Origin of the sequence: Variovorax sp. PCZ-1 (assembly GCF_018413605.1) — a bacterium.
Lineage (GTDB): Bacteria > Pseudomonadota > Gammaproteobacteria > Burkholderiales > Burkholderiaceae_C > JANMDU01.
Map to the genome: position 1 here is coordinate 18,664 of NZ_JAHCDN010000003.1, position 26,552 is coordinate 45,215.

28 protein-coding genes are annotated in these 26,552 nt (G+C 54.4%); 9 read left to right on the top strand and 19 right to left on the bottom strand.

All coding sequences use genetic code 11. From position 1 onward, the window contains the following. Positions 1-53 precede the first annotated feature (53 nt). The gene (gene apaG, locus KIH26_RS13485; RefSeq protein ID WP_213446115.1) at positions 54-446 is read left to right on the top strand and encodes a Co2+/Mg2+ efflux facilitator ApaG/CorD; all 393 of its coding nucleotides are present in this window, start codon (positions 54-56) and stop codon (positions 444-446) included. Positions 447-469: 23 nt separating this feature from the next. Further along, positions 470-1,453, top strand: a complete 984-nt coding sequence (gene thiL, locus KIH26_RS13490; protein WP_213446117.1) for a thiamine-phosphate kinase — start codon at positions 470-472, stop codon at positions 1,451-1,453. On the opposite strand, the gene KIH26_RS13495 is transcribed toward thiL, so the two are convergent. Then, a complete protein-coding gene (locus tag KIH26_RS13495; RefSeq protein WP_213446118.1) occupies positions 1,454-1,873 on the bottom strand; it encodes an acyl-CoA thioesterase in 420 nt (139 codons plus the stop codon). 37 nt (positions 1,874-1,910) lie between these two features. Between KIH26_RS13495 and KIH26_RS13500 the strand changes: the two genes are divergently transcribed. Beyond that, positions 1,911-3,722 carry an ABCB family ABC transporter ATP-binding protein/permease gene (locus KIH26_RS13500; protein ID WP_213446120.1) on the top strand — a complete coding sequence of 604 codons (1,812 nt, stop codon included), beginning with the start codon at positions 1,911-1,913 and terminating at the stop codon, positions 3,720-3,722. A 14-nt stretch (positions 3,723-3,736) separates the two neighbouring features. Here the strand turns inward: KIH26_RS13500 and KIH26_RS13505 are convergent, their stop codons facing one another. Further along, complete coding sequence (locus KIH26_RS13505) at positions 3,737-4,312, bottom strand: TetR/AcrR family transcriptional regulator (RefSeq protein ID WP_213446483.1); 576 nt, start codon at positions 4,310-4,312, stop codon at positions 3,737-3,739. Positions 4,313-4,564: 252 nt separating this feature from the next. Between KIH26_RS13505 and KIH26_RS13510 the strand changes: the two genes are divergently transcribed. After that, a complete protein-coding gene (locus tag KIH26_RS13510) occupies positions 4,565-6,550 on the top strand; it encodes a monovalent cation:proton antiporter family protein (RefSeq protein WP_213446122.1) in 1,986 nt (661 codons plus the stop codon). A gap of 4 nt (positions 6,551-6,554) precedes the next feature. Here KIH26_RS13510 and KIH26_RS13515 read toward each other — a convergent pair whose 3' ends face one another. From KIH26_RS13515 to KIH26_RS13525, 3 genes are all read right to left on the bottom strand, one after another. Next, positions 6,555-6,917, bottom strand: a complete 363-nt coding sequence (locus KIH26_RS13515) for a phage holin family protein (protein ID WP_213446124.1) — start codon at positions 6,915-6,917, stop codon at positions 6,555-6,557. A gap of 39 nt (positions 6,918-6,956) precedes the next feature. Further along, positions 6,957-7,403, bottom strand: a complete 447-nt coding sequence (locus tag KIH26_RS13520; protein ID WP_213446126.1) for a hypothetical protein — start codon at positions 7,401-7,403, stop codon at positions 6,957-6,959. Between the two features lie 81 nt (positions 7,404-7,484). After that, a complete protein-coding gene (locus tag KIH26_RS13525; protein ID WP_213446128.1) occupies positions 7,485-8,192 on the bottom strand; it encodes a TerC family protein in 708 nt (235 codons plus the stop codon). Positions 8,193-8,694: 502 nt separating this feature from the next. Here KIH26_RS13525 and KIH26_RS13530 point away from each other — a divergent pair. Further along, on the top strand, positions 8,695-9,660 hold the full coding sequence (locus tag KIH26_RS13530; RefSeq protein ID WP_213446129.1) for a TerC family protein: 966 nt from the start codon (positions 8,695-8,697) through the stop codon (positions 9,658-9,660). An 864-nt stretch (positions 9,661-10,524) separates the two neighbouring features. Here the strand turns inward: KIH26_RS13530 and KIH26_RS13535 are convergent. The 5 genes from KIH26_RS13535 to KIH26_RS13555 form a co-directional block, all read right to left on the bottom strand. Beyond that, entirely contained in the window at positions 10,525-11,238 is a 714-nt protein-coding gene (locus tag KIH26_RS13535) for an ABC transporter ATP-binding protein (RefSeq protein WP_213446131.1), read from the bottom strand. Beyond that, positions 11,239-11,997 carry an ABC transporter ATP-binding protein gene (locus KIH26_RS13540; RefSeq protein ID WP_213446133.1) on the bottom strand — a complete coding sequence of 253 codons (759 nt, stop codon included), beginning with the start codon at positions 11,995-11,997 and terminating at the stop codon, positions 11,239-11,241. Continuing rightward, positions 11,994-13,004: a branched-chain amino acid ABC transporter permease gene (locus KIH26_RS13545; protein ID WP_213446134.1), complete on the bottom strand. Its 1,011-nt coding sequence runs from the start codon at positions 13,002-13,004 to the stop codon at positions 11,994-11,996. The genes KIH26_RS13540 and KIH26_RS13545 overlap by 4 nt, the downstream gene beginning before the upstream one ends. Before the next feature lie 9 nt (positions 13,005-13,013). Beyond that, positions 13,014-13,877: a branched-chain amino acid ABC transporter permease gene (locus KIH26_RS13550; RefSeq protein WP_213446137.1), complete on the bottom strand. Its 864-nt coding sequence runs from the start codon at positions 13,875-13,877 to the stop codon at positions 13,014-13,016. Between the two features lie 101 nt (positions 13,878-13,978). Beyond that, positions 13,979-15,166 carry an ABC transporter substrate-binding protein gene (locus KIH26_RS13555; protein ID WP_213446139.1) on the bottom strand — a complete coding sequence of 396 codons (1,188 nt, stop codon included), beginning with the start codon at positions 15,164-15,166 and terminating at the stop codon, positions 13,979-13,981. A 232-nt stretch (positions 15,167-15,398) separates the two neighbouring features. On the opposite strand from KIH26_RS13555, the gene KIH26_RS13560 reads away from it, so the two are divergent. The 3 genes from KIH26_RS13560 (at position 15,399) to ubiA (ending at position 18,291) form a co-directional block, all read left to right on the top strand. Next, positions 15,399-16,610: an MFS transporter gene (locus tag KIH26_RS13560; RefSeq protein WP_213446142.1), complete on the top strand. Its 1,212-nt coding sequence runs from the start codon at positions 15,399-15,401 to the stop codon at positions 16,608-16,610. Between the two features lie 225 nt (positions 16,611-16,835). Then, a complete protein-coding gene (gene ssb / locus KIH26_RS13565; RefSeq protein WP_213446144.1) occupies positions 16,836-17,327 on the top strand; it encodes a single-stranded DNA-binding protein in 492 nt (163 codons plus the stop codon). 103 nt (positions 17,328-17,430) lie between these two features. Next, on the top strand, positions 17,431-18,291 hold the full coding sequence (gene ubiA / locus KIH26_RS13570) for a 4-hydroxybenzoate octaprenyltransferase (RefSeq protein ID WP_213446146.1): 861 nt from the start codon (positions 17,431-17,433) through the stop codon (positions 18,289-18,291). Between the two features lie 50 nt (positions 18,292-18,341). On the opposite strand, the gene KIH26_RS13575 is transcribed toward ubiA, so the two are convergent. From KIH26_RS13575 to KIH26_RS13585, 3 genes are all read right to left on the bottom strand, one after another. Continuing rightward, the gene (locus tag KIH26_RS13575; RefSeq protein ID WP_213446148.1) at positions 18,342-18,899 is read right to left on the bottom strand and encodes a hypothetical protein; all 558 of its coding nucleotides are present in this window, start codon (positions 18,897-18,899) and stop codon (positions 18,342-18,344) included. Positions 18,900-19,028: 129 nt separating this feature from the next. Beyond that, positions 19,029-19,934 (bottom strand): DMT family transporter, encoded by a 906-nt coding sequence (locus KIH26_RS13580; protein ID WP_349627885.1) that lies wholly within the window; start codon positions 19,932-19,934, stop codon positions 19,029-19,031. Then, positions 19,931-20,425 (bottom strand): flavin reductase family protein, encoded by a 495-nt coding sequence (locus KIH26_RS13585; RefSeq protein ID WP_213446150.1) that lies wholly within the window; start codon positions 20,423-20,425, stop codon positions 19,931-19,933. Before KIH26_RS13585 ends, KIH26_RS13580 begins: the two co-directional genes overlap by 4 nt. A 55-nt stretch (positions 20,426-20,480) precedes the next feature. On the opposite strand from KIH26_RS13585, the gene KIH26_RS13590 reads away from it, so the two are divergent. Then, a complete protein-coding gene (locus KIH26_RS13590; RefSeq protein ID WP_213446152.1) occupies positions 20,481-21,551 on the top strand; it encodes a 2,5-dihydroxypyridine 5,6-dioxygenase NicX family protein in 1,071 nt (356 codons plus the stop codon). On the opposite strand, the gene KIH26_RS13595 is transcribed toward KIH26_RS13590, so the two are convergent. Genes KIH26_RS13595 through KIH26_RS13620 form a run of 6 tightly spaced genes read right to left on the bottom strand, consistent with a single transcriptional unit; the run spans position 21,548 to position 26,536 of the window. Continuing rightward, positions 21,548-21,991, bottom strand: a complete 444-nt coding sequence (locus KIH26_RS13595) for a nuclear transport factor 2 family protein (protein ID WP_213446154.1) — start codon at positions 21,989-21,991, stop codon at positions 21,548-21,550. The two genes, KIH26_RS13590 and KIH26_RS13595, sit on opposite strands and share 4 nt — an antisense overlap. Positions 21,992-22,000: 9 nt before the next feature. After that, a complete protein-coding gene (locus KIH26_RS13600; protein ID WP_213446156.1) occupies positions 22,001-22,771 on the bottom strand; it encodes an SDR family NAD(P)-dependent oxidoreductase in 771 nt (256 codons plus the stop codon). Between the two features lie 50 nt (positions 22,772-22,821). Beyond that, the gene (locus KIH26_RS13605) at positions 22,822-23,388 is read right to left on the bottom strand and encodes a DUF3833 domain-containing protein (RefSeq protein ID WP_213446157.1); all 567 of its coding nucleotides are present in this window, start codon (positions 23,386-23,388) and stop codon (positions 22,822-22,824) included. Between the two features lie 12 nt (positions 23,389-23,400). Further along, the gene (locus tag KIH26_RS13610) at positions 23,401-24,696 is read right to left on the bottom strand and encodes an MFS transporter (protein WP_349627886.1); all 1,296 of its coding nucleotides are present in this window, start codon (positions 24,694-24,696) and stop codon (positions 23,401-23,403) included. Then, positions 24,693-25,295 (bottom strand): chalcone isomerase family protein, encoded by a 603-nt coding sequence (locus KIH26_RS13615; protein ID WP_213446159.1) that lies wholly within the window; start codon positions 25,293-25,295, stop codon positions 24,693-24,695. The genes KIH26_RS13610 and KIH26_RS13615 overlap by 4 nt, the downstream gene beginning before the upstream one ends. Positions 25,296-25,306: 11 nt before the next feature. After that, positions 25,307-26,536 (bottom strand): SAM-dependent methyltransferase, encoded by a 1,230-nt coding sequence (locus tag KIH26_RS13620; protein ID WP_213446161.1) that lies wholly within the window; start codon positions 26,534-26,536, stop codon positions 25,307-25,309. Positions 26,537-26,552 lie beyond the last annotated feature (16 nt).

Here is a 26,552-nt window from a genome sequence, read left to right on the forward strand (position 1 = left end):
GTTGCTGGATTTTTCAAGCCATGGCCAGCCAAGCAAAGCGTTACCATTAGGCCATGCCTCGCCCGCAATTCACCGTCACCGTCCGCCCGCAATACCTGCCTGAGCAATCTGCACCCAGTATGGGCGTATTTGGCTTTGCCTACACCGTGACGATCACGAATACAGGCGACATCACTGCCCAGCTTATCTCGCGCACTTGGAACATCAACGATGCCAATGGCGTGACGGAGAAAGTCAAAGGCGAAGGTGTGGTGGGCGAGCAGCCTACGCTTGCACCCGGCGAAAGCTTCGAATACACCAGCGGCTGTCGCCTGCGCACTCCCACAGGCACGATGCATGGGCAATACCACTGCATGGCCGATGATGGCACGCCATTTCATGCCGATATTCCAATGTTTGTTTTGGATGCGCTCAGTCATCTGGGCGGCAAACCGACGCTGCACTGAGACGAAGGCGACGGTGTTTCTCCATGGGTGAGTTTGATCTGATCGAGCGTTACTTCAAAAGCGCTGCTAAATCATCGGCTGGCGTGGATTTGGGTATTGGCGACGATTGCGCCCTGCTCGCTCCCGCTCCCGGCATGCAGCTGGCGATCAGCTCCGACATGCTGGTGGAGGGGCGGCATTTTTTGAGTACGGTGAGCCCTGAAGCGCTTGGCCACAAGGCTCTCGCCGTGAATTTGAGTGATCTGGCTGCTTGCGCTGCAAAACCTGTGGCTTTCACACTGGCGCTTGCGCTGCCGCGTCTCGATGAGGTTTGGCTTGCAGGTTTTTCAAAAGGCCTGCTTGATTTAGCGCAAGAGCACGGCTGCGCTTTGATCGGTGGCGATACCACGGCCGGGCCGCTCAATATCTGCATCACCGTCTTCGGCCATGTGCCCACAGGCCAAGCGCTTGTTCGTAGCGGCGCACAAGCTGGCGACGATATCTATGTGAGTGGACTGCCAGGTCAAGCGCGGCTTGCATTGGAAGCTTTTCGTGGCGAAATTTCTTTGAATGAAAAAGACTTCGCGCTCACCCGCCAACGCATGGAGCGCCCCACGCCACGCGTCTTGCTTGGCCTCGCGCTACGAGGGCTCGCCACGAGCGCAATTGATGTGAGTGATGGCCTGCTGGGTGATTTCAGCCATGTCTTGAAAGCCAGTGGTGTGGGTGCAGAAATTAATCTAAACGCTATTGATTCAATAGCACTTTGCGCAGATTACATGCCGGCTAGAAGCCAATTCGATACAAAATATTTGAGAAAAATGGTGCTTTCAGGCGGCGATGATTACGAGCTCGTCTTCACCGCAGCAGCTTCGCAACGCGAAGCTATCCGATCAGCGGCTCTCGCATCACAAACTCTGATCACCCATATTGGCACCGTGCAAACCGAGCATGGGCTGCGCTTACGGGAGACCGATGGCACTCTTTCACAGAGCGAATACGTCTCCTTCGATCACTTTAAAAGCTGATCAAGGTGTTTTCGGCAACTGCCGAGGCTTGCCTTCCATATCAATGGCCACATAGGTCAAATTCGCATCCGTGACTTTCACAATTTCATCGGCATAGCGCAACCGCTGCGCATACACCTCCACATGCACGGTGACCGATGTGTTGCCTACGCGCACTGCTTCCGCATAAAAGCTGAGCAAATCACCCACTTTCACCGGCTGCTTGAACAAAAATTCGTTCACTGCGACCGTTGCAATCCGGCCTCTGGCAAGGCGTGCCGGGATCACAGAGCCAGCCAAATCGACCTGCGCCATCACCCAGCCGCCAAAAATATCACCATTGGCATTGCTGTCGCCGGGCATCGGAATCACTTTGAGCACCAGTTCTTTGTCGGTGGGCAAGGTCACGGAGGCACGAGTTTCGCTTGAGTTTGAAGACATGGGCACAATCTGATGCAAAAGCCCCATGATAAATCCAATGCGCTCTCTTGCCACCAACCCGCCAGCAGCCTCACCAACTCCACCCGCCGAACGCTCCGACTGGCTCACGCTCAAGCGCCTGCTGCCCTATTTGCTCGAATACAAATGGCGCGTGATCGCAGCGCTGGCTTTCATGGTGGGCGCGAAGGTGGCCAATGTGGGCGTGCCGGTGTTGCTCAAGGAATTGGTGGATGCGATGACCTTGAAGCCCGGCTCGGTGCAAAGTATGCTGGTGATTCCCATGGGCTTGCTGCTGGCTTATGGCTTGCTGCGTTTGTCCACTTCTCTTTTCACAGAGTTGAGAGAACTGGTGTTTGCCAAAGCCACGCAAGGCGCAGCGCGCTCGATCGCCCTCAAAACCTTTCAGCATCTTCACGCCCTCTCTCTGCGCTTTCACTTGGAAAGACAAACAGGCGGCATGACGCGCGATATCGAGCGCGGCGTGCGCGGCATCGAATCGCTGATTTCCTATTCGCTGTATTCCATCATCCCCACGCTGATCGAAGTGGCGCTGGTGCTCACCATCCTCGCGGTGAAATTCGATGTGTGGTTCGCCATCATCACGCTTTCCGCTCTGGCTCTGTACATCACCTTCACCGTGATGATCACCGAATGGCGCACGAAATTCCGCAAAGAAGCCAATGAGTTTGATTCCGCTGCGCACACCAAGGCAGTGGATTCGTTGCTGAACTATGAGACGGTGAAGTATTTCAATAACGAAGGCTTCGAAGCCAAGCGTTATGACGAGAGCTTAGAGAAGCTGCGCAAAGCTCGCCTGAAAAGCCAAACCACGCTCTCCATGCTCAACACAGGGCAGCAACTCATCATCGCGGTGGCTTTGGTAGCCATGCTCTGGCGCGCCACGCAAGGTGTGGTGGAAGGCCGCATGACGCTGGGCGATCTCGTGATGGTTAACGCCTTCATGATTCAGCTCTACATCCCCTTAAATTTTCTCGGCGTGATTTACCGCGAGATCAAGCAAAGCCTCACAGATTTGGACAAGATGTTTGTGCTCATGGAACGTGAGCGCGAGGTGGCGGATTCGCCCGATGCAAGCGCCTTGCAATTGAATGCGTCGCCAGCCGTGAGCTTCGTCAACGTGAACTTTTCTTACGAAGCCACGCGCCCAATTCTTCACGGCGTGAGCTTTGAAATACCGGCGGGCAAAACAGTTGCCGTCGTCGGCGCGAGCGGTTCAGGTAAATCCACGCTCGCCCGCTTGCTCTACCGCTTCTACGACATCCAGAACGGCAGCATCCAAATCAACGGCCAAGACATTCGCAGCCTCACGCAAGCCAGCGTGCGCGCCAGCATCGGCATCGTGCCGCAAGACACCGTGCTCTTCAACGACACGGTGGAATACAACATCGCTTATGGCAAACCTGGCTCCACGCCAGAGCAGGTGCGCGAAGCCGCAAGAGCCGCCCGCATTCACGACTTCATTGCCTCTACGCCCAAAGGCTACGAAACCATGGTCGGCGAGCGCGGCCTCAAACTCTCTGGCGGCGAAAAGCAGCGCGTCGCCATTGCCCGCACACTCTTGAAAAACCCGCCGATCTTGATTTTCGATGAGGCCACTTCGGCGTTAGACACCACCAATGAGCGCGCTATTCAAGCCGAGCTGCAAGGCGTCTCTGCGAACAAGACCACGCTAGTCATCGCACACCGTCTCTCCACAGTCGTCGATGCGCATGAAATCTTGGTGCTCGATGCTGGCCGCATCATTGAGCGCGGCACGCATTCCGATCTACTGGCTCAAGAAGGCAGATATGCAGCGATGTGGGCTTTACAGCAATCCGCTTCAGATTAAAGCGCGTTGGTAAGTTAGCGCTTGGCCAGCCCATCAAAGCAGCTCATCTCCACCATATCTAAGATCTGCTCATCGGTGTAGAGTTCAGCAGCCTTGAGGAATTCGAGCACGGGATCGCAGGCTCTTGCATAAATCGTATAGAGCACGGCAATAGCTGGTAATTTGCTGCTGATTTGGCCGGTTTTCTGCGCCGCTTCAATCCAGCCGCCAAGCGTGTCCGATGCAAACATCAGCGCATCCACATAGGCTTTATTGGCGGTGAGTGTCGCGCGCAGGGTGGAATTCTGACTGGGCAGATTGGGCATCTCGCGGGCGAGCTTGAGTTGCATCATCCAGCGCGTGATGGCTTTGAGCTTGTCTATCGGCTTATAGCTTTCGGGCATTTTGCCTAGCTCGTCTACAGCGCGATGCATCATGCGCACCATAGCGGCAGTGGCCAAATCTTCTTTGCTGGGGAAATGCTTGTAAAGCGAGGCCTTGGCTACGCCTACTTCAAAAGCCACTTCGTCTACCGTCATGGCTTCGAAGCCTTTTTCAGCAAGCAGACGGTTCACCACATCAATGATGGCCTCTTCTCGCGCTGCAAGCATTTGCTGCTTAAAGCTGGGCTTCTTCAATGCGCTTTTCGGCGCCGCTTTCACGGCCTCCTTGGGAGCAGACTTTGCGGCGGGCTTGGTAGTAGTGAGTTTGGTGGCCATGTGTGAGATTCTACGCCTCAGACAAAAAATAGCTTGTCTATCTGAAATTCAGACAAACAATTGACAAAATGAACTTGTCAGTCATTTATCTGCGCTCCATCGAACTCAAACTGATCTTGGCGCAGGGTTTGCTAGTATCGAAGCATGAATGCCCTTGAGCTCACTCTGCTGTATTTGCTTGCCGCCGTGCTGGGTGTGGTGGTTTGCCGCATGTTGAAGCTACCAGCCATGCTGGGCTATTTGGCGGTGGGTGTGATCATTGGGCCCAATGCACTTGCACTGGCGCAAAACTCCACATCCATCCGCTATCTGGCTGAATTTGGCGTGGTATTCCTGATGTTTGTTATTGGGCTGGAGTTCAATCTGAGCAAACTTCGCACGATGCGTCAGCATGTGTTTGGCCTGGGTGCGCTGCAAGTTGCACTGACGATGATGATCGCCGCTGCCGGTTCGCTCGCGCTGGCCTACTTGCTGCCGCAATACTGGCAGATGAGCTGGCAAAGCGCGCTTGCGCTGGGTGGCGCTTTGGCCATGAGCAGTACAGCGATTGTGGTGAAGCTCATGCAAGAGCGCTTGGAGCTGGAGAGCGAGCATGGCAAGCGGGTGATGGGTGTCCTGCTGTTTCAAGATTTGGCTGTTGTGCTGCTGTTGGTGCTCGTGCCGGCGCTTGCGGCTTCGCCAGACCAACTGGCTTCTTCCTTAGGCTTGGCCGCGCTCAAAGCCACCTTCTTGATCGCTATTTTGCTCACGGGTGGGCAAAAGCTGATGCGCTGGTGGCTCACGCTGGTGGCACGGCGCAAAAGCGAAGAGCTCTTCATGCTCAATCTGCTACTCATCACGCTGGGGCTCTCTTATCTCACTGAACATGCAGGTCTGTCTCTCGCATTGGGCGCGTTCATCGCCGGCATGCTCGTATCTGAGACGGAATACAAACACCAAGTGGAAACGGATATTCGCCCTTTCCATGATGTGCTGCTTGGCCTTTTCTTCATCACGATTGGCATGCTGCTGGATTGGCGCATCGTGCTCGAGCGCTGGCCTTTGGTTTTGTTGCTCACGATCTTGCCCGTATTGTTCAAATTGCTGATGATCACGGTGCTCGCGCGCCTTTTGGGTGCGAGCGAGGGCACAGCTTTACGCACGGGTTTGTATCTCGCGCAAGCCGGTGAGTTCGGTTTTGTGCTTCTCACGCTTTCTCAGCAAAACAAACTGATCAGCACAACCATGCAGAGCCCCATCTTGGCCAGCATGGTGCTCTCCATGCTGGCCACACCTTTCATCATCATGTACAGCAATCGCATCGTGATGAAGTTGGTCAGCAGCGAATGGCTAGCACAATCCCTGCAGATGACGCAAATCGCCAAGAAGTCGATCAGCCGTGATAAACACGTGATCATCTGCGGCTATGGACGCTGTGGACAGAACTTGGCGCGCATGCTTGAACGCGAAGGCATTCAGTACATGGCGCTCGATCTCGATCCAGACCGCGTGCGCCAAGCAGCTGCAGCTGGCGATAGTGTGGTGTTCGGCGATGCAGCGCGTTTGCAAGCACTCATGGCGGCAGGTTTGGCGCGTGCTAGCGCGGTTGTCATCACTTATTTGGATGTGCCCAGCACGCTGAAGGTGCTTGCCAACACGCGCGGCCACGCTCCACAAGTGCCTGTGATCGTGCGCACACAAGACGACCATGATTTAGATAAACTCACCGCCGCCGGTGCCACCGAAGTCGTGCCCGAATCCATCGAAGGCAGCCTCATGCTCGCCAGTCACGCTCTGGCCTTGGTCGGCGTACCGATGCGACGAGTGATCCGCACCGTGCAAGAACAACGCGATGCACGCTACAACCTCCTTCGAGGTTATTTCCATGGCCAAGACGACGACACGGTGGATGAGCTGGATCACGAGCGCTTACAAAGCTTCACGCTGCCAGTCGCAGCAAAAACGCTGGGTATGCCACTAGAAAGCTTGGCTCTGCATGCAGTCGGCGTGCGTGTGATGCACCTCAGAAGAAAAGCTGGCCAGCTCGCCGTGCTGGACGAAGCGACAACACTAGAAGAAGGCGATACGCTGGTGCTCAATGGCAAGCCGGAGGCTTTGGCTTTGGCGCAAGAAAAGTTACTGCGCAATTGAAGCGCTAGAGCTCTTGGTTTTTCTTGAAAAGCCGCTCCAAAGCAGCTTCAATGACCATACCTGCCACCGAATAGAGCAGTGAACCAATCAGAGCTGCAGTGAAGCTTTTCACTTTGAAACCTTCAAGCAAACCCGAGGCCATATAGAACATGAGCGCATTGATCACAAAAAGGAACAGCCCCAAAGTGATCACTGTGAGCGGTAACGTAAGGATGACGAAGATCGGGCGCACGATCGTATTGAGCAAACCAATCACGAAGGCTGCTATGAGGGCAGCAACGAAACTCGTGACAATCACGCCAGAATAAAAATGCGCTACAGCCAGTAGAGCTGCAGCGCTGAGTAGCCATTTAGCAAGTATTTTCATACGAGCAGCATACCATCTGCTCGTATGAAATCAAGCTCACTAGCCCATGGCGGGGCGTGCATTGCCAGAGAGCGGCATGCTCGGCAGGGGAGCCGCAGGCTTTTGTGCAGTCTGCGCGGGCTGCATCACGGGTTGCATCTCTATACCGAACTTGGGGCGACGCGCATCAATCACTTCGGCATTGCTCAAATCTTTGAGCAACATTTCTGTGAATTCTGGCAAGGGGCCTGTGGCCACCTCACAAAACACATGATCCGTGCGGCTGATGCGCGGTGTGAATTGCGAGAAGAGCTTATCGCACCACTTATCACGCCAGTTTTCTCGAGCACTGTGGCTGAGCCATTTGCCAATGCGGCGCGTCATGCGAGGAGCGCAAGCCACAAGAACCCAGCGTTTGGTGTGCGGCTGGGCAAGCAGTTGGCTCAGCTGTCGCTGTGCGTGATCTGCATCATCTAGATAGACGATATAAGTAGGCAGTAGATTCATACGAAGCTCCTTCCAAGACATAAGCAATAGTGCTCAGAGTTACAAATCACGTTTTGGTTTCACAGCTTGTGTGTGGCATTGTTACTGAGTCAATTGCCCAGGCACACTTTTGGCTGCACGACGGGCTGCCCAGGCTCCTGCGAGCAATACACCCGCAATACACGCGGCATAGACTGACCAGCGCGCCAAATCTGCATAGCTTGCTGGTGGGTTGAATACCTCTTTGAGCAATTGCTCGCCAATGATCATCTTGGCTGCAGTGAAGGCCAGCACCGCTGCGCCGAGCTGAATGATGATGGGAAAACGCTCAACAAGCTTGAGCACGATTTGGCTGCCATACACAACGATGGGCACACTGATCAGCAAACCAAGCACAACAAGCGTCATGGATCCACCCGCTGCACCCGCAACACCCAGTACGTTATCGATGCCCATTAAGGCATCGGCGATCACGATGGTTTTCATTGCGCCCCAAAATGTGGTGGCCACTGGGCCATCATGCTCGTCGCCGCCGGTGTCTACCAAGAGTTTGTAGGCAATCCAGAGCAGTCCCAGACCACCAATCAGCATCAAGCCTGGTATCTTCAGCAGCCAAACCACGATCAAAGTCATTGCAGCGCGCACAGCAATTGCGCCCACAGTGCCCCACATGATGGCTTTCTTTTGCAGATCGGGTGGCAGATTGCGAGCTGCCAAGGCGATCACAATCGCGTTGTCGCCAGCGAGCACCAAATCAATCAAAATGATGGCCAATAGCGCAGACCACCAAGGGGTAGAAAATAATTCCATATCCGATATTCCGTGTTATGTGTCTAATTGTTCTGACGCCACGGGACTGGATGAAATGGGTTTTCGCGCACTTCGATCCAGAACACCTGTAACGACAGGGTGAATCGAAGGTCTTGCTCAATCTGAATAGCAAACATGCTGCCATTCAGACCTGATACACCGGAAGTTATCTTCGTATTGACGATGTATCTGCAGGGAGCTACTCCCCTTCGTAGATACATTATGGATCAATTTGAGATGCTTTGTCTAGGACAAATCGAATAATTTGATCGATTTGTAGGGTTTTTGTGCGATGCAACAACGCTTCAGCCAGACTTTGAGCAAAATTCGGCTTCTCCCGGAAGGGGAGTAGCGCATAAGCTTATCAAAAGCTCATGCTCGTGTGTCGTCAATACGCTGCCTCCGCGGGGATGCAGCCGGTGCACGAGAATCCCCTCGCAAGACCTTTCGGATAACAACAGCATGGGCTTTGTTCGGCCATGCAAAAATCGAAAGGTCAGTCATGTTTGAATCCGTGGCACCCGCCTGGCTCTGGGCAGTGTTTATTGTGATCGTGATCGCAGCTCTCATCATCGATTTCGTCGTGCTCAATAAACAAGGCGCACATGAAGTTGGTGTGAAGGAAGCAATCAATTGGTCCATCATCTGGGTTGCTTTAAGTTTCCTCTTCAATGGTTTGTTCTGGTGGGCGGTGAAAGACACCACCGGAGACACCGCGCTTGCTAACGAAAAAGCGCTCGAGTTTCTCACCGGCTATTTGATTGAAAAATCACTCGCGGTAGACAACATCTTCGTCTTCCTGATGATCTTCACTTACTTTGCTGTGCCGCCCGCTTATCAAAAGCGTGTGCTCATGATAGGTATCATCGGCGCGATTGTGTTGCGCACGATCATGATCTTGATCGGCGGCTGGTTGCTCCAGCAATTCCACTGGATTCTCTACATCTTCGGCGCGTTCCTGATTCTCACCGGCATCAAGATGTGGTGGGCGGCTGGTAAAGAGCAATCTCTTGACGACAACCCAGCGCTCAAACTGCTTCGCAAGATCTTGCCTGTAAGCAAAAACTACGATGGCGAGAAGTTCTGGACGGTAGAAAACGGCAAGAAAATCGCTACGCCTTTGTTCATGGTGATCTGCTTGGTCGGCTTGACAGACGTGATCTTCGCTGTGGATTCCATCCCCGCGATTTTTGCGATCACGAGTGATCCCTTCATCGTGCTGACCAGTAACGTGTTTGCCATTCTGGGCTTGCGTGCCATGTATTTCTTGCTCGCAGCTGTGGCCAACAAATTCCACTTGCTCACCTATGGCCTGGCTGTGATCCTGGTCTTCATCGGAACGAAGATGATGCTGATCGACATCTTCAAGATTCCTGTGGTGATATCTCTGCTGGTCGTCGTCGGCATCTTGGCCGTTACGATGATCTGGAGTGTGAAGACGACGCCGAAGGATGAGAAGGCTTCTTGATCTTTGCTCATTCAATGCAAAAGGCCGAGCTTGCTCGGCCTTTTTTACGTGCGCCAGAAGTTGATTACGCTTCGGACAGACTGGCTACGGCTGGGCGGTCTGAAACAGCTTAGCTTTCAGGATAAGAATTACAAAAAAATCTTTTTTCTCATGCAGCTCTCGAATTTTGGGCTAAAAGTGCGTGTGCGTATCTAAGTCTTTTTGCTCTCCTGTTCCAAAAAAACGCAAAAGTAGTTTTGTACAAAAAAAAGAATACGACCAAACCAGCTAGCAGATGAAGCATAAAGATCACAAGATTAAAATTATCACTAATGTAGATCTGGTTCATCAGGTACAACATCACGCCTGTTATGGTTCCAAAAAATGGCGTGATTTTCACAAGAACTATGTTATCGATATCAGTGTCTTTAGGTGGTCTCAACGACACTAGTGGCCACCACCCCCAATCCATGTCAGTTAGCCAGTTCATGAAATTTTCGATTGTGGTGATCATGTGTTGAGTACCCTGTTATGGACGCGCGTATCTGTTGAATTGATTTTATAAAGCAGCAAACCAGATGCAAAGCAGAAACTCTTACTCCTACATAGCTTTTGTAGAAACATTGAGTATTTCAATCGGAAATTTTTTGGAGGGCGTGCGGAGATCGTCTTCGAATCACCGAGGTCTCAATCGCGTGTGTTTTCAAAAAGATTTCTGAGGCAAATGCCAGATGGTAGGCCGCAGGTGCAAAAGATTGAGTGAAACGGTTAGTGCACCAACCCTTCGACAAGCTCAGGGTGAACGGAACAGGCCACTATGAATTCAATAGCATCTTGCGCAGTATCTATGCCGGCGGATAGCTAATTTCGCTTATAAACAAGCGATCAAACACCCAAATGCTGCTCAAGAATCTCTGGCTTGGCGATGAGCTCGGCGGATGAGCCGCTGAAGACGACTTCGCCTTTTACCAAGATCACGTTGTTGTCTGTGATTTGGGTGACGTGTTTCCAGTTTTTATCGACGATGATGGAGCTGATGCCGCTTTGTTTGATCTCGCCGCAGATGCGCCAGATTTCTTTGGCGATCAAGGGGGCGAGGCCTTCGGTGGCTTCATCGAGAATGAGCACGTCGGGGTTGGTCATGAGGGCGCGGCCGATGGTGAGCATTTGCTGTTCGCCGCCGGAGAGTTGCTGGCCGCCGTGGTTGAGGCGCTCTTTGAGTCTTGGGAAGGTTTCTAGGACGCGCTCGTACGTCCAGTCTCTCTGCCCTTGCGTGCCTGCGCGAGCTGCCATCTTTAGATTTTCAGTGACGCTTAAATTGGCGAAGATGCCTCGGCCTTCGGGCACATAGGCGATGCCCATTTGTGCGACTTCGAAGGTGGGCTTGCCGAGCATGCTTTTGCCTTTGATTTCGATCGCGCCTCGGGCGGGTGGCACGATGCCCATGATGGATTTGAGCAGGGTGCTTTTGCCCATGCCGTTGCGCCCCATGAGGCCGATGGTTTGGCCGCGCTGCACGGTGAAATCTATGCCGCGCAGGATATGGCTTTGGCCGTAATAGGTGTGCAGGCCGCGAGCGGAGATGAGGGCTTCGCTCATTTAATGTTCTTCCCCGAGATATGCAGCTTGCACGCCTGCGTCTGCGCGAACGACTTCTGGTTTATCGCTCGCAATCACTTGCCCATTGACCATCACGGTGAGGTGATCGGCCACGGCGAACACGGCATCCATATCGTGCTCGACCAAGAGCATGGCGTGATCTACCTTTAATTTCAGCAAGAGCTGCACCATGCGCTCGGCCTCGGCTGTGCCCATGCCGGCGAGTGGCTCATCGAGCAGGAGCACTTGCGGCTCGGTGGCGAGCGTCATGGCGATTTCTAGCTGGCGCTGCTCGCCGTGGCTGGCTGCGCCTGCGATTGTGCTGCGGCGCTCGGTGAGCAAGGCCAACTCCATCGCACGCTCTGCTCTTGCGTTCACTGCGGCTTGCTTGGAAGCATTAGAGAGCCAGCCGAGTGGGTTGAATGCGAAGGGTTGATTGCGCGATTGCGCGGCGAGGCGGATGTTGTCCCAGACGGTGAAGCTGCGGAAGATGTTGGTCTTTTGGTAGCTGCGGCCTAGGCGCTGGCGGGAGATTTTTTCTGGGCTCCAGCCTGTGATGTCTTGCCCTGATAGATGCACTGTCCCAGAGGTGGGCGGCAAATCGCCGGAGAGCAGATTGGCGAGCGTGGATTTGCCTGCGCCGTTCGGCCCGATCACGGCATGCAAGCGGCCTTGCCAAAGATCGAGGCTGACTTCATTGACGGCTGCCAAGCCGCCGAAGCGCTTGGTGAGGTTTTTGGCAGAAAGGATGGCTGTCATTTCTTTTCATCCTTTTTCGCCAGCCATTTAGACACCAGCCCCAAGATGCCGCGTGGCGCGAGAATCACCAAGGCAACAATGAACAGCCCCATCCACATTTGCCAATGTTTGCCGGTTTGAAAATTTCCGAAGGCAGGCAAATCTTTGAAGAGATGCAGCAAATATTCAAACGAGAACGCGCCGATGGCCGCGCCCGCAAAATTGCCCATGCCGCCCAAGATGACCATCATGATGGCATGCGCGCTCATATGAAAGCCCATGAGCTCGGGATTGATGAAGCCGGTTTGCGCGGCCCACAAGTAGCCTGCCAAGCCAGCGAGTGCGCCCGCAAGCGTGAACGCGGCGAGCTTGTGGGCGAAGGTGGCGAAGCCCAGAGCGCGCATGCGATGCTCATTGGCGCGGATGCCTGCGAGAGCGCGGCCAAAGGGCGAGAAGAGCAGGCGGCGCAAGAAGGCATACACGCCGACCATGCAGACCAAAGTGAAATAGAAGAAGACGCGTTTGTTTTCTAAATCAAAAATTCCAGCGTTGGGTTTGAAATTCAAATACGCGCCATCTGAGCCGCCGAGCGTGACGCCGAACAAGACTTTGTTGTCAAAGAAGATGAAATACATCATCTGCGCGAAAGCCATGGTGACCATGATGAAGTAAATGCCATGCGTGCGCACCACGAAGAAGCCGATGATGCAGGCGACCAAGGCTGTGGCGGCGAGCGCGAGCGGTAAGCTCCACCAGAGGCTGATGGCTTCCGACGATGGCGTGATAAAGGCCAGCGCATAGCCCGCAAAACCGAAGAAGGCCGCATGCCCGAGCGAGACGAGGCCAGTGACGCCTTGCAGGAGATCCAAGCTCATCGCAAAGATGGCCATGATCATCATGCTGGTGATGAGGCCGATGGTGTAATCCGCGCCGAAGATGGGCACGCCTGCGAGCGCGATGACGGCTAGCGCGAGCAGCACATTGACGCTGCGCGGCAAGATTTCTAGATTGGCTTGTGGTGCAGACATGACGTGTTGTTAGGCTTTAAACAAGCCTTCTGGTTTGTAGAGCAACACAAGCGCCATCAGCATATAAACCAACATGCCTGAGAACTGGGGCAGCAGCACTTTGCCGAAGGTATCGACAAAGCCAACAAGCAATGCTGCAATCAGCGCACCGCGCACAGAGCCAATGCCGCCGATGACGACGACGACGAAACACATGATGAGTACCGAGCCTCCCATGTTCGGGTACACGCTCGAGATCGGCGATGCGATCATGCCTGCGATGGTGGCGAGGCCCACACCGAGCGCGAACACCAAAGAGTGAATCAGCTTGATGTTCACACCGAGCGCTTCAGTCATCTCGCGGTTAAATGCACCCGCGCGGATTTTCATGCCGAGACGAGTTTTAGAAATCAGGAAATACAAGCCCAGCGCGAGAACGATGCAAACGCCGCTGATGAAGAGGCGATAGATGGGATACGAGAGATTTTCAGTCAGCTGAATGCCACCCGCGAGCAGCGCGGGAATCGTCACGCCATGCACATCATCGCCCCAGATCATGGAGCGGGCTTCTTCAAAGATGTAGATCAGGCCAAAGGTGAGCAGCACTTGATCCAAGTGATCGCGGTGATAGAAATGTTGGATTAACAGCTTCTCAAGCAAGAGTCCGAAGACTACGGATAACGCTGTGCCGAGCAAGATAGCCAAGGTGAGGCTGCCTAGCTGCAACGAGAGCGACCAAGCGAGATAAGCACCCAACATATAAAAACTGCCATGCGCGAGATTCACTACGCCCATGATGCCAAAGATCAGCGTGAGCCCGGCGGCCAGCATGAAGAGTAGCAGGCCGTATTGCACGCTGTTGAGCAGCTGGATGAGGAAGTTGGCGAAATCCATTGGGTAACTTGTGATTCAGTACCCATCCCGTTCGGGCTGAGCTTGTCGAAGCCCTTCGACAAGCTCAGGGCGAACGGATCATTATTAAAACCTTAAAAAGATCAGCCCATCTTGCAGCCAGCGCCCGAATCTTGCACGGCTTTGGCGGCGATACCGATCACTTTATTTTCCTTGCCTTCGACTTTGCGCAAGTAGATATCTTGAATCGGATTGTTGGACTTGCTCATGGTCCACTTGCCGCGCGGGCTGTCTATTTTTGCGTTTTGCATGGCGGCATACAGGGCTTGCTTGTTGTTCAGATCACCTTTGACGGCGTTTGCACCTTGCACCAGCAGCAGGCCGGAGTCGTAACCTTGCACCGCATACACATCGGGCTGGCTCTTGAAGGTCTTGGCATATTCCAAGCGGAAGCGACGATTGGTAGCCGTATCTAACGAATCGCTGTAGTGCATGGCGGTGATGATGCCTTCTGCGGCTGGGCCAGCGGCATCGAGCACGCCTTCGGTGAGGAAGCCAGAGCCATACAGGGGAATGGTTTTGTTCAGACCAGCAGCAGCGTAATCGCGGATGAACTTGGCTGCACCGCCGCCTGCGAAGAAGCAAGCCACTGCGTCTGGCTTGATCGAAGCGATCTCTGTGAGCAGAGCTTGGAATTCGACGTTCGGGAAGGGAAGCGCCAGCTTCTTCACGATCTGGCCGCCTGCTGCGGTGTAGCTTTGCTCAAAGCCTTCCATGGCCTCTTCGCCAGCCGCGTAGCCCCAAGTGATCCACACCGCTTTCTTATGGCCGCGCTCGACCATGGCCTTGCCTAAGCCCAAAGTAGGCTGCGAATTGGTGAAACTGGTGCGGAACACATTGGGTGCACATTGCGCACGTGTGGCCACATGCACACCAGCATTGGGAATGATATTGAGCACACCGGATTCACGCGCCACGCGGTGAATACCCATTTGCACACCCGAGTGAACCGTGCCAACCAGCACATCCACTTTGTCGCGCTGCACCAGGCGCTGCGCATTCTCTACGCCTTTGGCGGGATTGGATTCGTCATCGACCTTGAAATACTCGATCTCACGGCCACCAAGCTTGCCGCCTTGCTCGTTGATCGCCATGCGGAAACCGTTTTCAATCGCTACGCCGAGCTGGGCAAAGGTGCCGGTGTAGGGCAGCATCAGGCCGACGCGGATTTTGTTAGATTGCGCTCTTGCGATCTCAGGCAAGAACAAACCAGTAGAAGCCGCGCCGATGGCAGCGGCAGAACGGGTCAAAACCAAACGACGTGTACTCATCACCAACTCCTAGTGTTAACTGTTCATAGATCACATGATCTTAACGGGCAAGACTTGTTTGCGAGGGCAGTGTTTTCCATTTGATACGGTGCGTGAGCGTGAATATTGCTCTTGCACCAAATTAATAGAAGCAACGATTATTTAAATCTAAAGTATTTTTTAAATGCCGTCAAGCGAGTTGACCCGCGCATTCGAAAAAGAGCGCCATCATGCCCGACAATCACGGCTCTTCATGACCCTTGCTTCTGCTTCCTCTTCCACCAGCCTGCTCCCCCTAGAGCTCCGCGCCAGCTTTTCTTTGGCCAGCATTTTTGCCATGCGCATGCTGGGGCTGTTTTTGGTGCTGCCGGTGTTTGCGCTGGAGGCGGTGAAGTATCCGGGTGGAGATGATCCCGCACGCGTGGGCTTGGCCATGGGGATTTACGGGCTCACGCAAGGCATTTTGCAAATTCCGTTTGGCATGGCTTCGGATCGCTTTGGGCGCAAGAAGGTGATATTGATTGGCTTGCTGATTTTTGCATTGGGCAGTTTTTTAGCCGCCTGGGCCCCAACCTTGAATTGGTTGATTGCGGGTCGCTCGCTGCAAGGCGCTGGGGCAATTTCTGCGGCCGTGACAGCACTGCTAGCAGACCTGACGCGCGATGAAGTGCGCACCAAAGCGATGGCTTTGGTGGGCGCGAGCATCGGGCTGATGTTTGCTCTGTCTTTGGTGCTCGCGCCTTGGCTGGCAACGCAAATCGGACTCTCGGGCTTGTTTGCGCTGACGGGTGTTTTGGTGATCCTTTGCATGGCTGTCGTGATCTGGGCCGTGCCACCGGAGCCTGCACTCACATCTGCGCCAAGCAGCCGCCTGCATGGTTTGAAGGAAGTGCTCACGCATGCCAATTTGCTGAGATTGGATCTCGGCGCTTTCATTTTGCACGCGGTGCAGCTGGCAATGTGGGTGGCGATTCCGGCAATGCTGGTGCAAGCGGGGCTAGCCAAAGCGGCACATTGGCAAGTGTATTTGCCGGCGGTCTTGCTCTCGTTTGTCTTGATGGGGGGCTTGTTTGCTTTGGAAGCGCGCGGGCATTTGAAAGCCGCGTTTTTGGGCGGCGTAGGCTTGATCGGTTTGGTGCAGCTTGGGCTATGGTGGGCTTTGAATCAAGCGCCCAACATCTGGCTACTCGGCTTCTTGCTCTTTGCTTTCTTCGTTGGCTTTAACGTACTCGAGGCTTCCCAACCCAGCCTAGCCTCACGCGTTGCCCCCGCGCATGCACGCGGAGCTGCTCTTGGCGTTTACAACACCGTGCAGTCTCTCGGCTTCTTCGTGGGCGGCTTTGGCGGTGGCTGGCTAGCGAAGCACTATGGCTTTGAAGCTTTGTTTGCAGGCTGCTTTGCCCTCATGTTGATCTGGCTTGTGGCAGCTTGGGGCATGAAACCGCCTGCTCGCTCTGCGTCATAATGCTTGGGCTTTAACCAAAAAGAATGGCATGCAGCCGTTCTTTTTGAACGGAAAAGACGCGAGAAATTCGCAAAAGACGCAAAAGAAACAGCCAAATTTTGGTTTTTATTTTGCGTCTTCTGCGTAACTTTTGCGCCTTTTGCGTTCAAAAGAACCTTGCCTTGCTATTCAAAACAGTTACAGCCCGACCACTTAAATTAGCACTGAAACACAAGGAACACACACATGGCCTCCGTCAACAAAGTCATTCTTCTGGGCAACTGCGGGCGCGATCCCGAGATTCGCTACATGCCCTCTGGCGGCGCGGTGGCCAATATCTCGATTGCCACCACCAGCAAACGCAAAGACAAAAACTCTGGCGAGACGGTGGAAGACACCCAATGGCATCGTGTGCAATTCTTTGATCGCCTCGCCGAGATCGTGGGCGAGTATGTGAAAAAAGGCGCGCCGCTCTACGTGGAAGGCCGCTTGAAATACGGCAAATACACCGACAAAGACGGCATCGAGCGCAACACAGTAGACATCATCGCCACCGAGATGCAGCTCCTCGGCAGCCGCCAAGGCGCGGGCTCTCCTGATGAAGGTGGCGGTGGCTACTCACGCGCACCTGCACCTGCCTCGCGCCCGCCTGCAGCTCGCCCCGCAGCGCCAGCCGCTGCTCCCAAGGCGAAGCAAGGCAGTGGCTTTGACGATATGGACGACGATATTCCGTTCTGATCTCGTATTTCTCACTGTTTTTAAAGCATTTATGGCACTTCGCCGGCATAGAATCTGCGCAGAGTGCTATTAAATTCATAGTATTCTGATTTAACCAAGCCATATGCTGCAGGCGCGTCTTGGTCTCTATCTCGATCTGATCCGCTGGAATCGCCCGGCGGGATGGCTGCTTCTGCTTTGGCCAACGCTCTCAGCACTGTGGATCGCCGCAGGCGGCTTCCCCGGCTGGCATTTGATCATCGTCTTCACGCTTGGCACCATCCTCATGCGCAGCGCAGGCTGCTGTGTGAACGATGTGGCCGATGCGGATTTTGACAAGCATGTGAAGCGCACGGCGCAGCGGCCGGTGACGAGTGGCAGAGTGGGCAAGAAGGAGGCGCTGCTCTTGGGCGCTTTCCTCGCATTGCTTGCTTTCGGCCTCGTGCTCACGACGAATGCGGCGACGATACTTTGGTCATTCGCTGCGCTTGCGATTGCCATCGCCTACCCGTTTGCCAAACGCTTCGTCTCCATGCCCCAAGCCGTGCTCGGCGTAGCTTTTAGCTTCGGCATTCCCATGGCCTTCGCCGCAGTACAAGGACGCGTGCCGCTGCTTGCGTGGATTCTCCTGCTGGGCAATCTCTTCTGGGTACTGGCCTACGACACCGAATACGCCATGGTTGATCGTGATGATGATTTGCGCATCGGCATGAAAACATCTGCCATCACGCTTGGGCGATTCGATGTCGCAGCGATCACGCTTTTTTATGTGATTTATATGCTTTTTTGGCTGATTGCCGGCATAGGATCTGCGCCAGCAGCTATTAAATTGATAGTAATTATTGCTGCAGCTGCGCAAATCTTCTGGCACTGGCAGCTCATCCGCACCCGCTCACGCGAAGGCTGCTTCACCGCATTTCGCCAAAATCATTGGCTGGGATTCACGCTGTTTGCTGGTATTGCCGCCGCGAGTTGGTTCCAATAAAAAAGGCGGCATGTCCACCGCCCTTTTTCACAGCTGAGCTGAGTCGGTAGTTAACTTCCGAAATGAATTTGATAGCGAGCGCCATCGCTTGCTAGACAAGCCCCCGTGCCTTGCGTAGCCGCTGTGAAGAGATATTCGCAGCGCAAGCTGTAGCTTGAGCTTGCAGCATTGGCGATGCCTCGCTGCCCTGCAGCTTGCGCCCAGTTCACTCCACCCTGCACTTGGCTCATGATTTGCCCAAAGCCTGGATACTGCCGATCCACCCGTGTCGCCTCGCCTTGCAGTGCTTGGCCTTGGTAAGTCACACTGAAACTTCCTCGCCCTGCACCGTTGTCAATCACCGTGGCTTGCAAAATACCCGCGTTGCGCGCCGCTTCATTCACTGGATACAAGCGCGCTTGCACGGTTTGCCACTGCGGCGCGGCGATGCCGGGGCTTGCAGCGGGCGTTGGCTGCTGCACCACCACGACAGGTGGCTGCGTAGCTGATTCATAAGGCCGCCCAGTTTTCGGATCCATGGGCACGATAACGCAAGCCGACAGCGCCGCCACAGCCAACAATGGCACAGCGATCAACGCCGAGCGACGCAGGGATTTCAAATCACTCATACAAACTTTCAAAGCACGGCACATGCCGTGAACGCACTATCGCAGGCTGGCAAGTGATGGTGCGAAGACTATGAAAGGTCGAGTTTTTTGATACTTTGAGGCGCAAAGCGCGGCACCGGGGCGCGAAGTTCAGCGCCGATTGACCAAGATGATGCCCGCGCCCACCAAGGCGATGGCGATGACCAAATTCGGTGTCACTGGCTCGCCCAGCCACAGCGCGGCAAAAAGTAGCGCAAAAACAGGCGTCAGAAACACAAAAGCACTCATCTTCCCAGCGGGGTAGCGCGTGAGCATCCACATCCAGAGTAAGTAGCTGGCAAATGCCCCAACTGCGGTCTGCAAAAACAGCGATAAGAGAGCGAAGCTGCTGAGCTGCCCCATCGCCGGCCAGCTCTCGCCAAAGGCCAGCGAGACAAAGGGCAAGGAGACAGCGCTACAAGCCAACTGATAAAACAACAAGCGCTCAGCGCTGATCTTGGCCAGGGCAGTCGCGCGAATTGTCACCGTCGTCAGACCCCATGAAGCGCCGGCCAACAGCGCCAACACATCCCCCATGCGCCCCGCTCCAGCTTTTTGCAAGCTCTCCCAGAGTGCAAACACCACGGCGGCAAATGCACAAAACAATCCGAGCCACTGCATGCGATTCATGCGCTCAGCCCGCACAAACAGCGGCAGCAACGCCGCCACCCAAAACGGCGAGGTATAGAGGAACACCGTCACGCGGGATGCGCCTGTGAGGTTCAGGGCGAGATAGATGCAAACAAATTCAAAACTGAACAAGCCGCCCGCGAACAAACCGACCCAGAGCGTGCCATCACGTACAAACAGTGAAATACCACGCGCTTTACACCATATCATGAGCAGCAGCGTCGCGCCCATGGCACGCACTGCAGATTGAAAGACCGGTGGCACTTCACTGATCGTTGCCTTGGCGAGCACTTGCTGAAAGCCCCAAAACAGGCAGCAGCCCAGCAACAAAACAATGGCCAAGCCATCCAGATGATCCTTACGCTCAGTCTGCACTGCCGAACTCACAGGGGATGCTCTGTATAAAACTTGCCGCCATGAAACAGCAGCGGCGCTCGCGTTGAGTCATGCTGGCAAGCAAGCACCTCCCCAACTAGGATCACATGGTCGCCCTCTGGGTATTGGCTGCGGCTCGTGCATTCAAATACCGCTGCGCAGCCTGGCAGCAGAGGCACGCCGCCCAGGCCTTCTTGCAGAGCCAAACCCTCAAAGCGATTGGTCGTCTTGCTTGCAAAACGCTCAGCCAAACTCTGCTGCTCCACAGCCAACACATGAATCGCGTAATGTTTGGCATGCAAAAACGCTTGCAATGAGCCTGCTTTGAGACCAAGACTCCAGAGCACCAGTGGCGGCGTCAGAGAGACAGAGTTGAACGAATTGGCTGTCAGCCCAATCATGCTGCCATCACTCGCACGCGTGGTCACGATCGTCACACCAGTTGCAAACAAGCCGAGAGCGGCGCGCAAAGCGGCAGGCGGAGGGGAAGAAGCTAGAGTCATGAGTCAGTGTATTTTCATGTAGTATGCCCGCAGATGAGATGCCACACACGCAGCCATGACAAATCACAACCACATTGAGCCCCATTGGATCGACTGCTTCGAAGCGCTTTTGCGCCGCTGCGCTCTGCACAGCGGCGAGACAGCGGCGATTCTCTGCGAGAGTCAATCGCGGATTGAGCTCATAGAAGCCATGCGCCACGCCTGTGCACGCATCGGCGCGCAGGCCTTCACGCTGAGCTTGCCCACACGGCCTGCCTCCACCCAGCCACCCACACCCATCATCCGCTCCACGGGTGCGAGCACGGCCATTGCGGGTATCGCTCCCGTGATTCAAGCCTTGGCGGGCAGCCATATGGTGATTGATTGCACGGTGGAAGGCCTGATGCACGCCCCAGAGCTGCCCGCGATCTTAAAGGGCAACGGCACAAATCAGCCACGTGTGATTTATGTGAGCAACGAACATCCCGAAGCTCTGTGTCGCCTCCTGCCCGATGATGCGCTGGAGCAAGCAGTGAAAGCGCATAGCAAGCGCTTGCGCAGTGTGAAAAAAATGCATGTGAGCAGCAGCGCGGGTACCGATTTGCACATCGGCCTAGAAGGCGCACCCAGCGGCGGCAATTGGGGCTACACCGCCAAGCCCGGCACGATGACGCATTTTCCTGGTGGCCTCGTGCTCGCCTTCCCCCAAGCGGGTAGCGTGAATGGCCGCTTGGTGCTCGGTGTAGGTGACGTGAATTTGGCTTTCAAACGGTACATCGAGCAAGCCATATCGCTCACCATCGAGAACGATCACATCACAAGGATCGAAGGCTCAGGTGTGGATGCGCAACTCATGCGCGAATACCTCGCTGCTTGGGAGGCGCGCGATGGCCACAAGGCGGCTTATGCTGTCTCGCATATTGGCTACGGCCTCCATCCCGCCGCACGGTTTGACAGCATGGCCATGTTCGACAAGCGCGATTTCAACGGCACAGAATTGCGCTGCGCTGCAGGCAGTTTTCTCTACAGCACGGGCGCAAACGAAACGGCTGGGCGCTACACGCTGGGGCATTTCGATCTGCCCATGAAGCATTGTACGATCACGCTGGATGAAGCGGTGGTGGTGAACGAAGGCCGCTTGGCTTAGCTGTTGGCGCGCTTCTTGAGCCAGCGCATCAGTGCGCCTACGTAAGGAAGCTTCTCGTAAAGCTCTTCTGCCGCATCCCAATAATCACGATGAAATGCAATCTTGCCATCAGAGGTGAGCTGCAAATGTGAGCAACCACGCACGGTTTGAACTGTCACCGTATCAAAGCGCTTGAAGCGGAATTTGAAATCCCAGACGATGAAGCATTGATCGCCTTGGGTCACGGTCGTCGTCACCACGAAATGCGGCTCGTGCAAGGCGACGTACATATGGCTGAAGATGCGCTTGACATCCTCCAAGCCGCGTACTTCGTTAAACGGGTCTTTGAAATAGGCATCGTTCTCATAGAACTCGCCCATACGCTGTACTGAAGCGGGTTGCAGTGTTTCAAAGAAATCGACGATGCTTTGTACGCGTGGATCTGGGCTGGTGTGAGGCATAGTCGAATCTTAAAGCCCGGTAAACTGGCGTGTCATTTTGAAATACAAGCCGTGCGGTGCGCTGCGCATGAGCTTGAGCCAAGCGGTAAAGCGCTTGGGGAAATGCATTTCGAATTTCCCAGCCTCCCAGCCCGAAATGATCTCTCGCGCAGCTTGCTCTGGCTTGATCAATGCTGGCATACGGAAGGTGTTTTGCGAGGTGAGCGGTGTTTCAACAAAACCTGGATTGATAACACTCACACCCAAGCCTTCGTCATGTAAATCGATATACAGCGCCTCAGCCATATTGATCATGGCGGCTTTGGTGGGGCCGTAGGCCAAGGATTTTGGCAAACCGCGAAAGCCTGCCACGCTCGATACATAACTCAAATGCCCTCGCTTAGCCCTGAGCATGGCAGGCAACACGGCTTCTGTGACGTAGGCTGCGCCGATGTAGTTGACCTGCATGTGCTGCGCCATGATGGAGCTTTTGAGCTCCTGCGCACGTAATGGCTGATAAATACCTGCGCAATACATCATGAGATCTAAGCCGCCCTCAGCAACCAGTTTGTTCGCTGCTGCTTTCACACCGGCTTCATCTGTAGCGTCCAGCTGAAGGGTTTGCAGACCCGGGTATTGCGCAGTTAACTCCTGCAAAGGCGATGCGCTGCGCGCCGACACAATCACCTTCGCACCCGCCATATGCAGCGCCACAGCCGTTGCTCGGCCAATGCCTGTGGATGCGCCCACGAGCCAGGCACGTTTTCCATGCCAATCAGTGATCTTGGGGTTCAGGCTCATGGGTACTTCTTTGTTTTTAAGTTCTAAAATTAATTGGGTTCTGACCCCAATTAATTTCTTTTAGTGAAGGTAACGACGAGTTCACCGAGGGTGATGCCGAATTTACTCATCGTGGCTTTGTTAATGACGACCTTGTTATCCATCTGGTACATCCAGTCGTCAAACTGCACTTCATACACTTTGCCATCCACCGGCAGCGCCAGCGTGTAGCCCCAGCGGAAGGCGTTGCCGCGCTGCTCGCCGTTGCCGATACCCACCACATCGTCTGCTCGCCCCTCGTAGCGCACGATGCCATCTGCTCCAGTGAGGCGTTTCATGCGCCAGATGCGTTTTTCTTTCTTGCCATCGCTGTAGACGAAATCTTCATCCAAGATGCCTTCTTCACCGTTCCAAGTGCAATTCATGGTGACGATAAATCGGCGCACCACTTTGCCCGAGCGATCAGTGAAGATGCCCCAGCCATCGACCATGCCGTTGAAATAATTTTTCAGATCAAAGACGGGTTTTTCATTGGCGTAGTCAGCCACTTGCGGGCGCGTACCGCAGCCGGTGAGAGCCAAGGTGGCAGCTGCGCTGCCCGCAGCAAGCAATAAACGACGCGTGGGTAAGGTTGACATCTGATGCTCCATTCAAGAGAATTTTTGACCTTTGGCCGCGATAAACAACGCACCAGACGCTATCAATTTAAGAGCGCATGGCAGCACACAATAAGCAATGATGAGTGCTTGTAGCGCCTGCGGATCACGCGCACCTGGTGTGTAGCCGAACACATCGAGCAAAGGCAGCGCCAGCCCTGCGGCCAACGCCATATTGAGTTTGGTGGCGAAGTTCCACCAACCATAATAAGCACCCTCATGCTGGCCATGGTCACCTTGCGCAGCGATGGCACCTGTGAGCAGGGCACTGGGGAAAGCCAAGTCCGCGCCCAGCGCGATGCCCGAGAGCGCACATACGGCCGCGTAAGCCCAGACATCACCCGCGCCAAGTGTTGCTGCCCATATGAACACCAGGATAGACAACAACATGCTGACCAGCCAACCCCAAGCTAAGCCGATGCGCTTCACAACTTGCATCCAACCGGGGATTGCTAATGCGCCAGCAATGAAATATGTGCCAAGAAACACGCCCTCTAAATTTTTGGGTGCTTGCAATAAATCCTGTACAAAGAAAAGTACAAGGGTCGCCGGTACAGCGCTAGCAATACCGTTCAAAATAAAAATCAGCATCAGCGCGCGAAAACGACTGTTTCCCCATGGCTGCCAAATGTTTTGCGTGGTTTGTGTTGCCACATCGCGTTGAGCCGGGCGCGGCGCGTGAAACAAAGCCCAAAGCCCAAGAGCCAACAAAGCCACAAACACACTCACCATCACAGGTAAGCCAGCCACTATCGGCAAGGTGGACGCGAGTAGTACGCCGATCAAGCCCGGCGCTTCGCGCCAGGCCGCCACGCGCGCGCGGAAAGGCGCATCGCCGCCCAGACGAGCGCCCCAGCTTTGATGTGTGACGCTCACAAAACTATATGCCGCATAAGTGACGATCAACGCAAGCGTCGCCCATACCAGGAGATTGTTTCCTCTGACGGGCGGAAAAAACAAAGCGGCAAAGCCAAACGCCAAAATCACGGCAACGATACAAGCCATTCGCCAAGCCGCATGCACCGAGCGGCCGAACAGCCGATCCGCCCAGCTCCCGAGCGCCGGATCAATCACTGCATCGAACAGCCGAGCGCCAAGCAAAATGGCGCCCAATACCGTGAGGCTCATGCCGAATTCTTTGGCATAGTAATTGGGCAACAAAACATACAGTGGCAAGGCGACAAAGGCCAATGCAATACCTAAAGCGCCATAGCTCAGGCCTTGGCGTGCAGTCCAAAATGGCGAGCTGGCATGAGCTGTGCTCGCCTTCAAATCCGTGCTTGCATTCACTGCTTGGCGCCGCCGCTAGCGGCTCCAGTTGCCATACCTATCAGCGCGCTGCGCATCTTGGGTTCACTCGTCTTCGGGCTGAGCCAAATACCAAAAAACAATCGCGTGAATTCTTCATCACGCACCTCGCCTATGGATTTGCCATTAAGCGTGAAGCTGGCTGAGCCATCCGGCCGATGAATGCCAATCAATTGATCGCCTTTCTTCACATCGGGAAAGGTCTTCTTCATGGTGTCTAACCACTGCGCGGCTTTTTCATCGCTCACTTGCCCCAAGCGCCGCATTTCTTTCAGGGAACGCTCTGCGATCATCGTGCCACTGAAATTGCGCAAATAGCGCAGCTCCAACGCGAAAGGCTCCGTGCTGTAATTCGCGGCAGAAAAGCTCTCTGCAGCCCATAGTTTGGCATCGTAAATATTGAAGCCATAAACCACCAAGCGCGCTTGCCCAAACGCTTTAGCATTGCCTACGCCCTGGGACACAGAGGGTGGTACCGCAGGGCTTGCAGCATGAGAATATTGACCAATACCCGCCATCAAACCAGCGCAGAGTGCTATTGAAAAAGTAGCGCTTGAGATCTGAGAAAAAAACATGGGCATGGTACTTATCCTCAAGGTTTAAGCAGTGTGAACTGCATCACATCAATGTTCTGCTCTTCAAAAGCAGCTTCACAATAAGCCAGATAAAACTCCCAGGTGCGCATGAATTTTTCGTCAAAGCCTAAAGGCTCGATGACTGCGCGCTTTTGCAGAAAATCGGCTCGCCAGCGACGGCAGGTTTCGGCATAGTCCTTACCGAATGCAAATTGATCTACCACTTGCAAACCTGCCGCTTGTGCAGCCTTTCGAAATTCGCTGGGGCTAGGCAGGCAACCGCCTGGGAAGATATATTGCTGAATGAAATCAGTGGATTTCACATAGCGCTCAAAGAGTGCATCATCAATCGTGATCGCTTGTATGCAGGCGCGGCCGCCGCTTTTGAGCAAGCGCGATACGGTGGAGAAATACTCAGCCCAATACTCGCGCCCCACCGCCTCTACCATTTCAATAGAGCAAATCGCATCAAAAGGCGCATCGCTGATATCGCGGTAATCCTGCAGGCGAAGATCGGTGTGTCCTGCTTTACCAATGGAGTCCATGCGCGCTTTTGCAAACCCCAATTGCTCAGTGGAAAGAGTTACGCCGGTGATATTGGCATCAAATTCTTTCGCGGCGATTTCAGCCAAACCACCCCAACCGCAACCAATTTCAAGCACGCGATCGTAAGGCTTCACATCTGCCATACGCAGCGCGCGGCGCACCTTGGCGTATTGCGCATCGATCATGGGCTTGGTGAAATCGCCCTCAAACCAAGCGCTGGAATAGCTCATGCTCTTATCCAGCCAGAGCTCATAAAACGCATTACCCAGGTCGTAGTGGGCATGGATGTTTTTCTGCGAATTGGCCTTGGTATTGCGATTGAGCAAATGCTTGATACGGTAGGCTAAGCGACCCAGCCATGTGCCATAAATGATGTCTTCCACTTCGCGGCGGTTGGCTACAAACACACGCAGCACATTAGCCAGGTTGGGAGTGCTCCATTCGCCTGCAATATAGCTTTCAGCGAAGCCGATGTCGCCCGATTTGAGCGCAGCGGCGCAAACATTCCAGTTATGCAGATTTAAATTGCCGTGGATCGCTGCCTGACCACTGGGTTGCCCAAAATGTTGCATGCTGCCATCGGGCATTTGAACCGTGAGTGAGCCATGTTTGAGCTGCTGCAACAGCTTCAAGCAGGTGCGTGCTGCTGCTGGTGCACTGCTAGGGATCTCGAATGAATGAGTAGAGGTAGTGGCTTGCATGTGAAGGATATTTGTT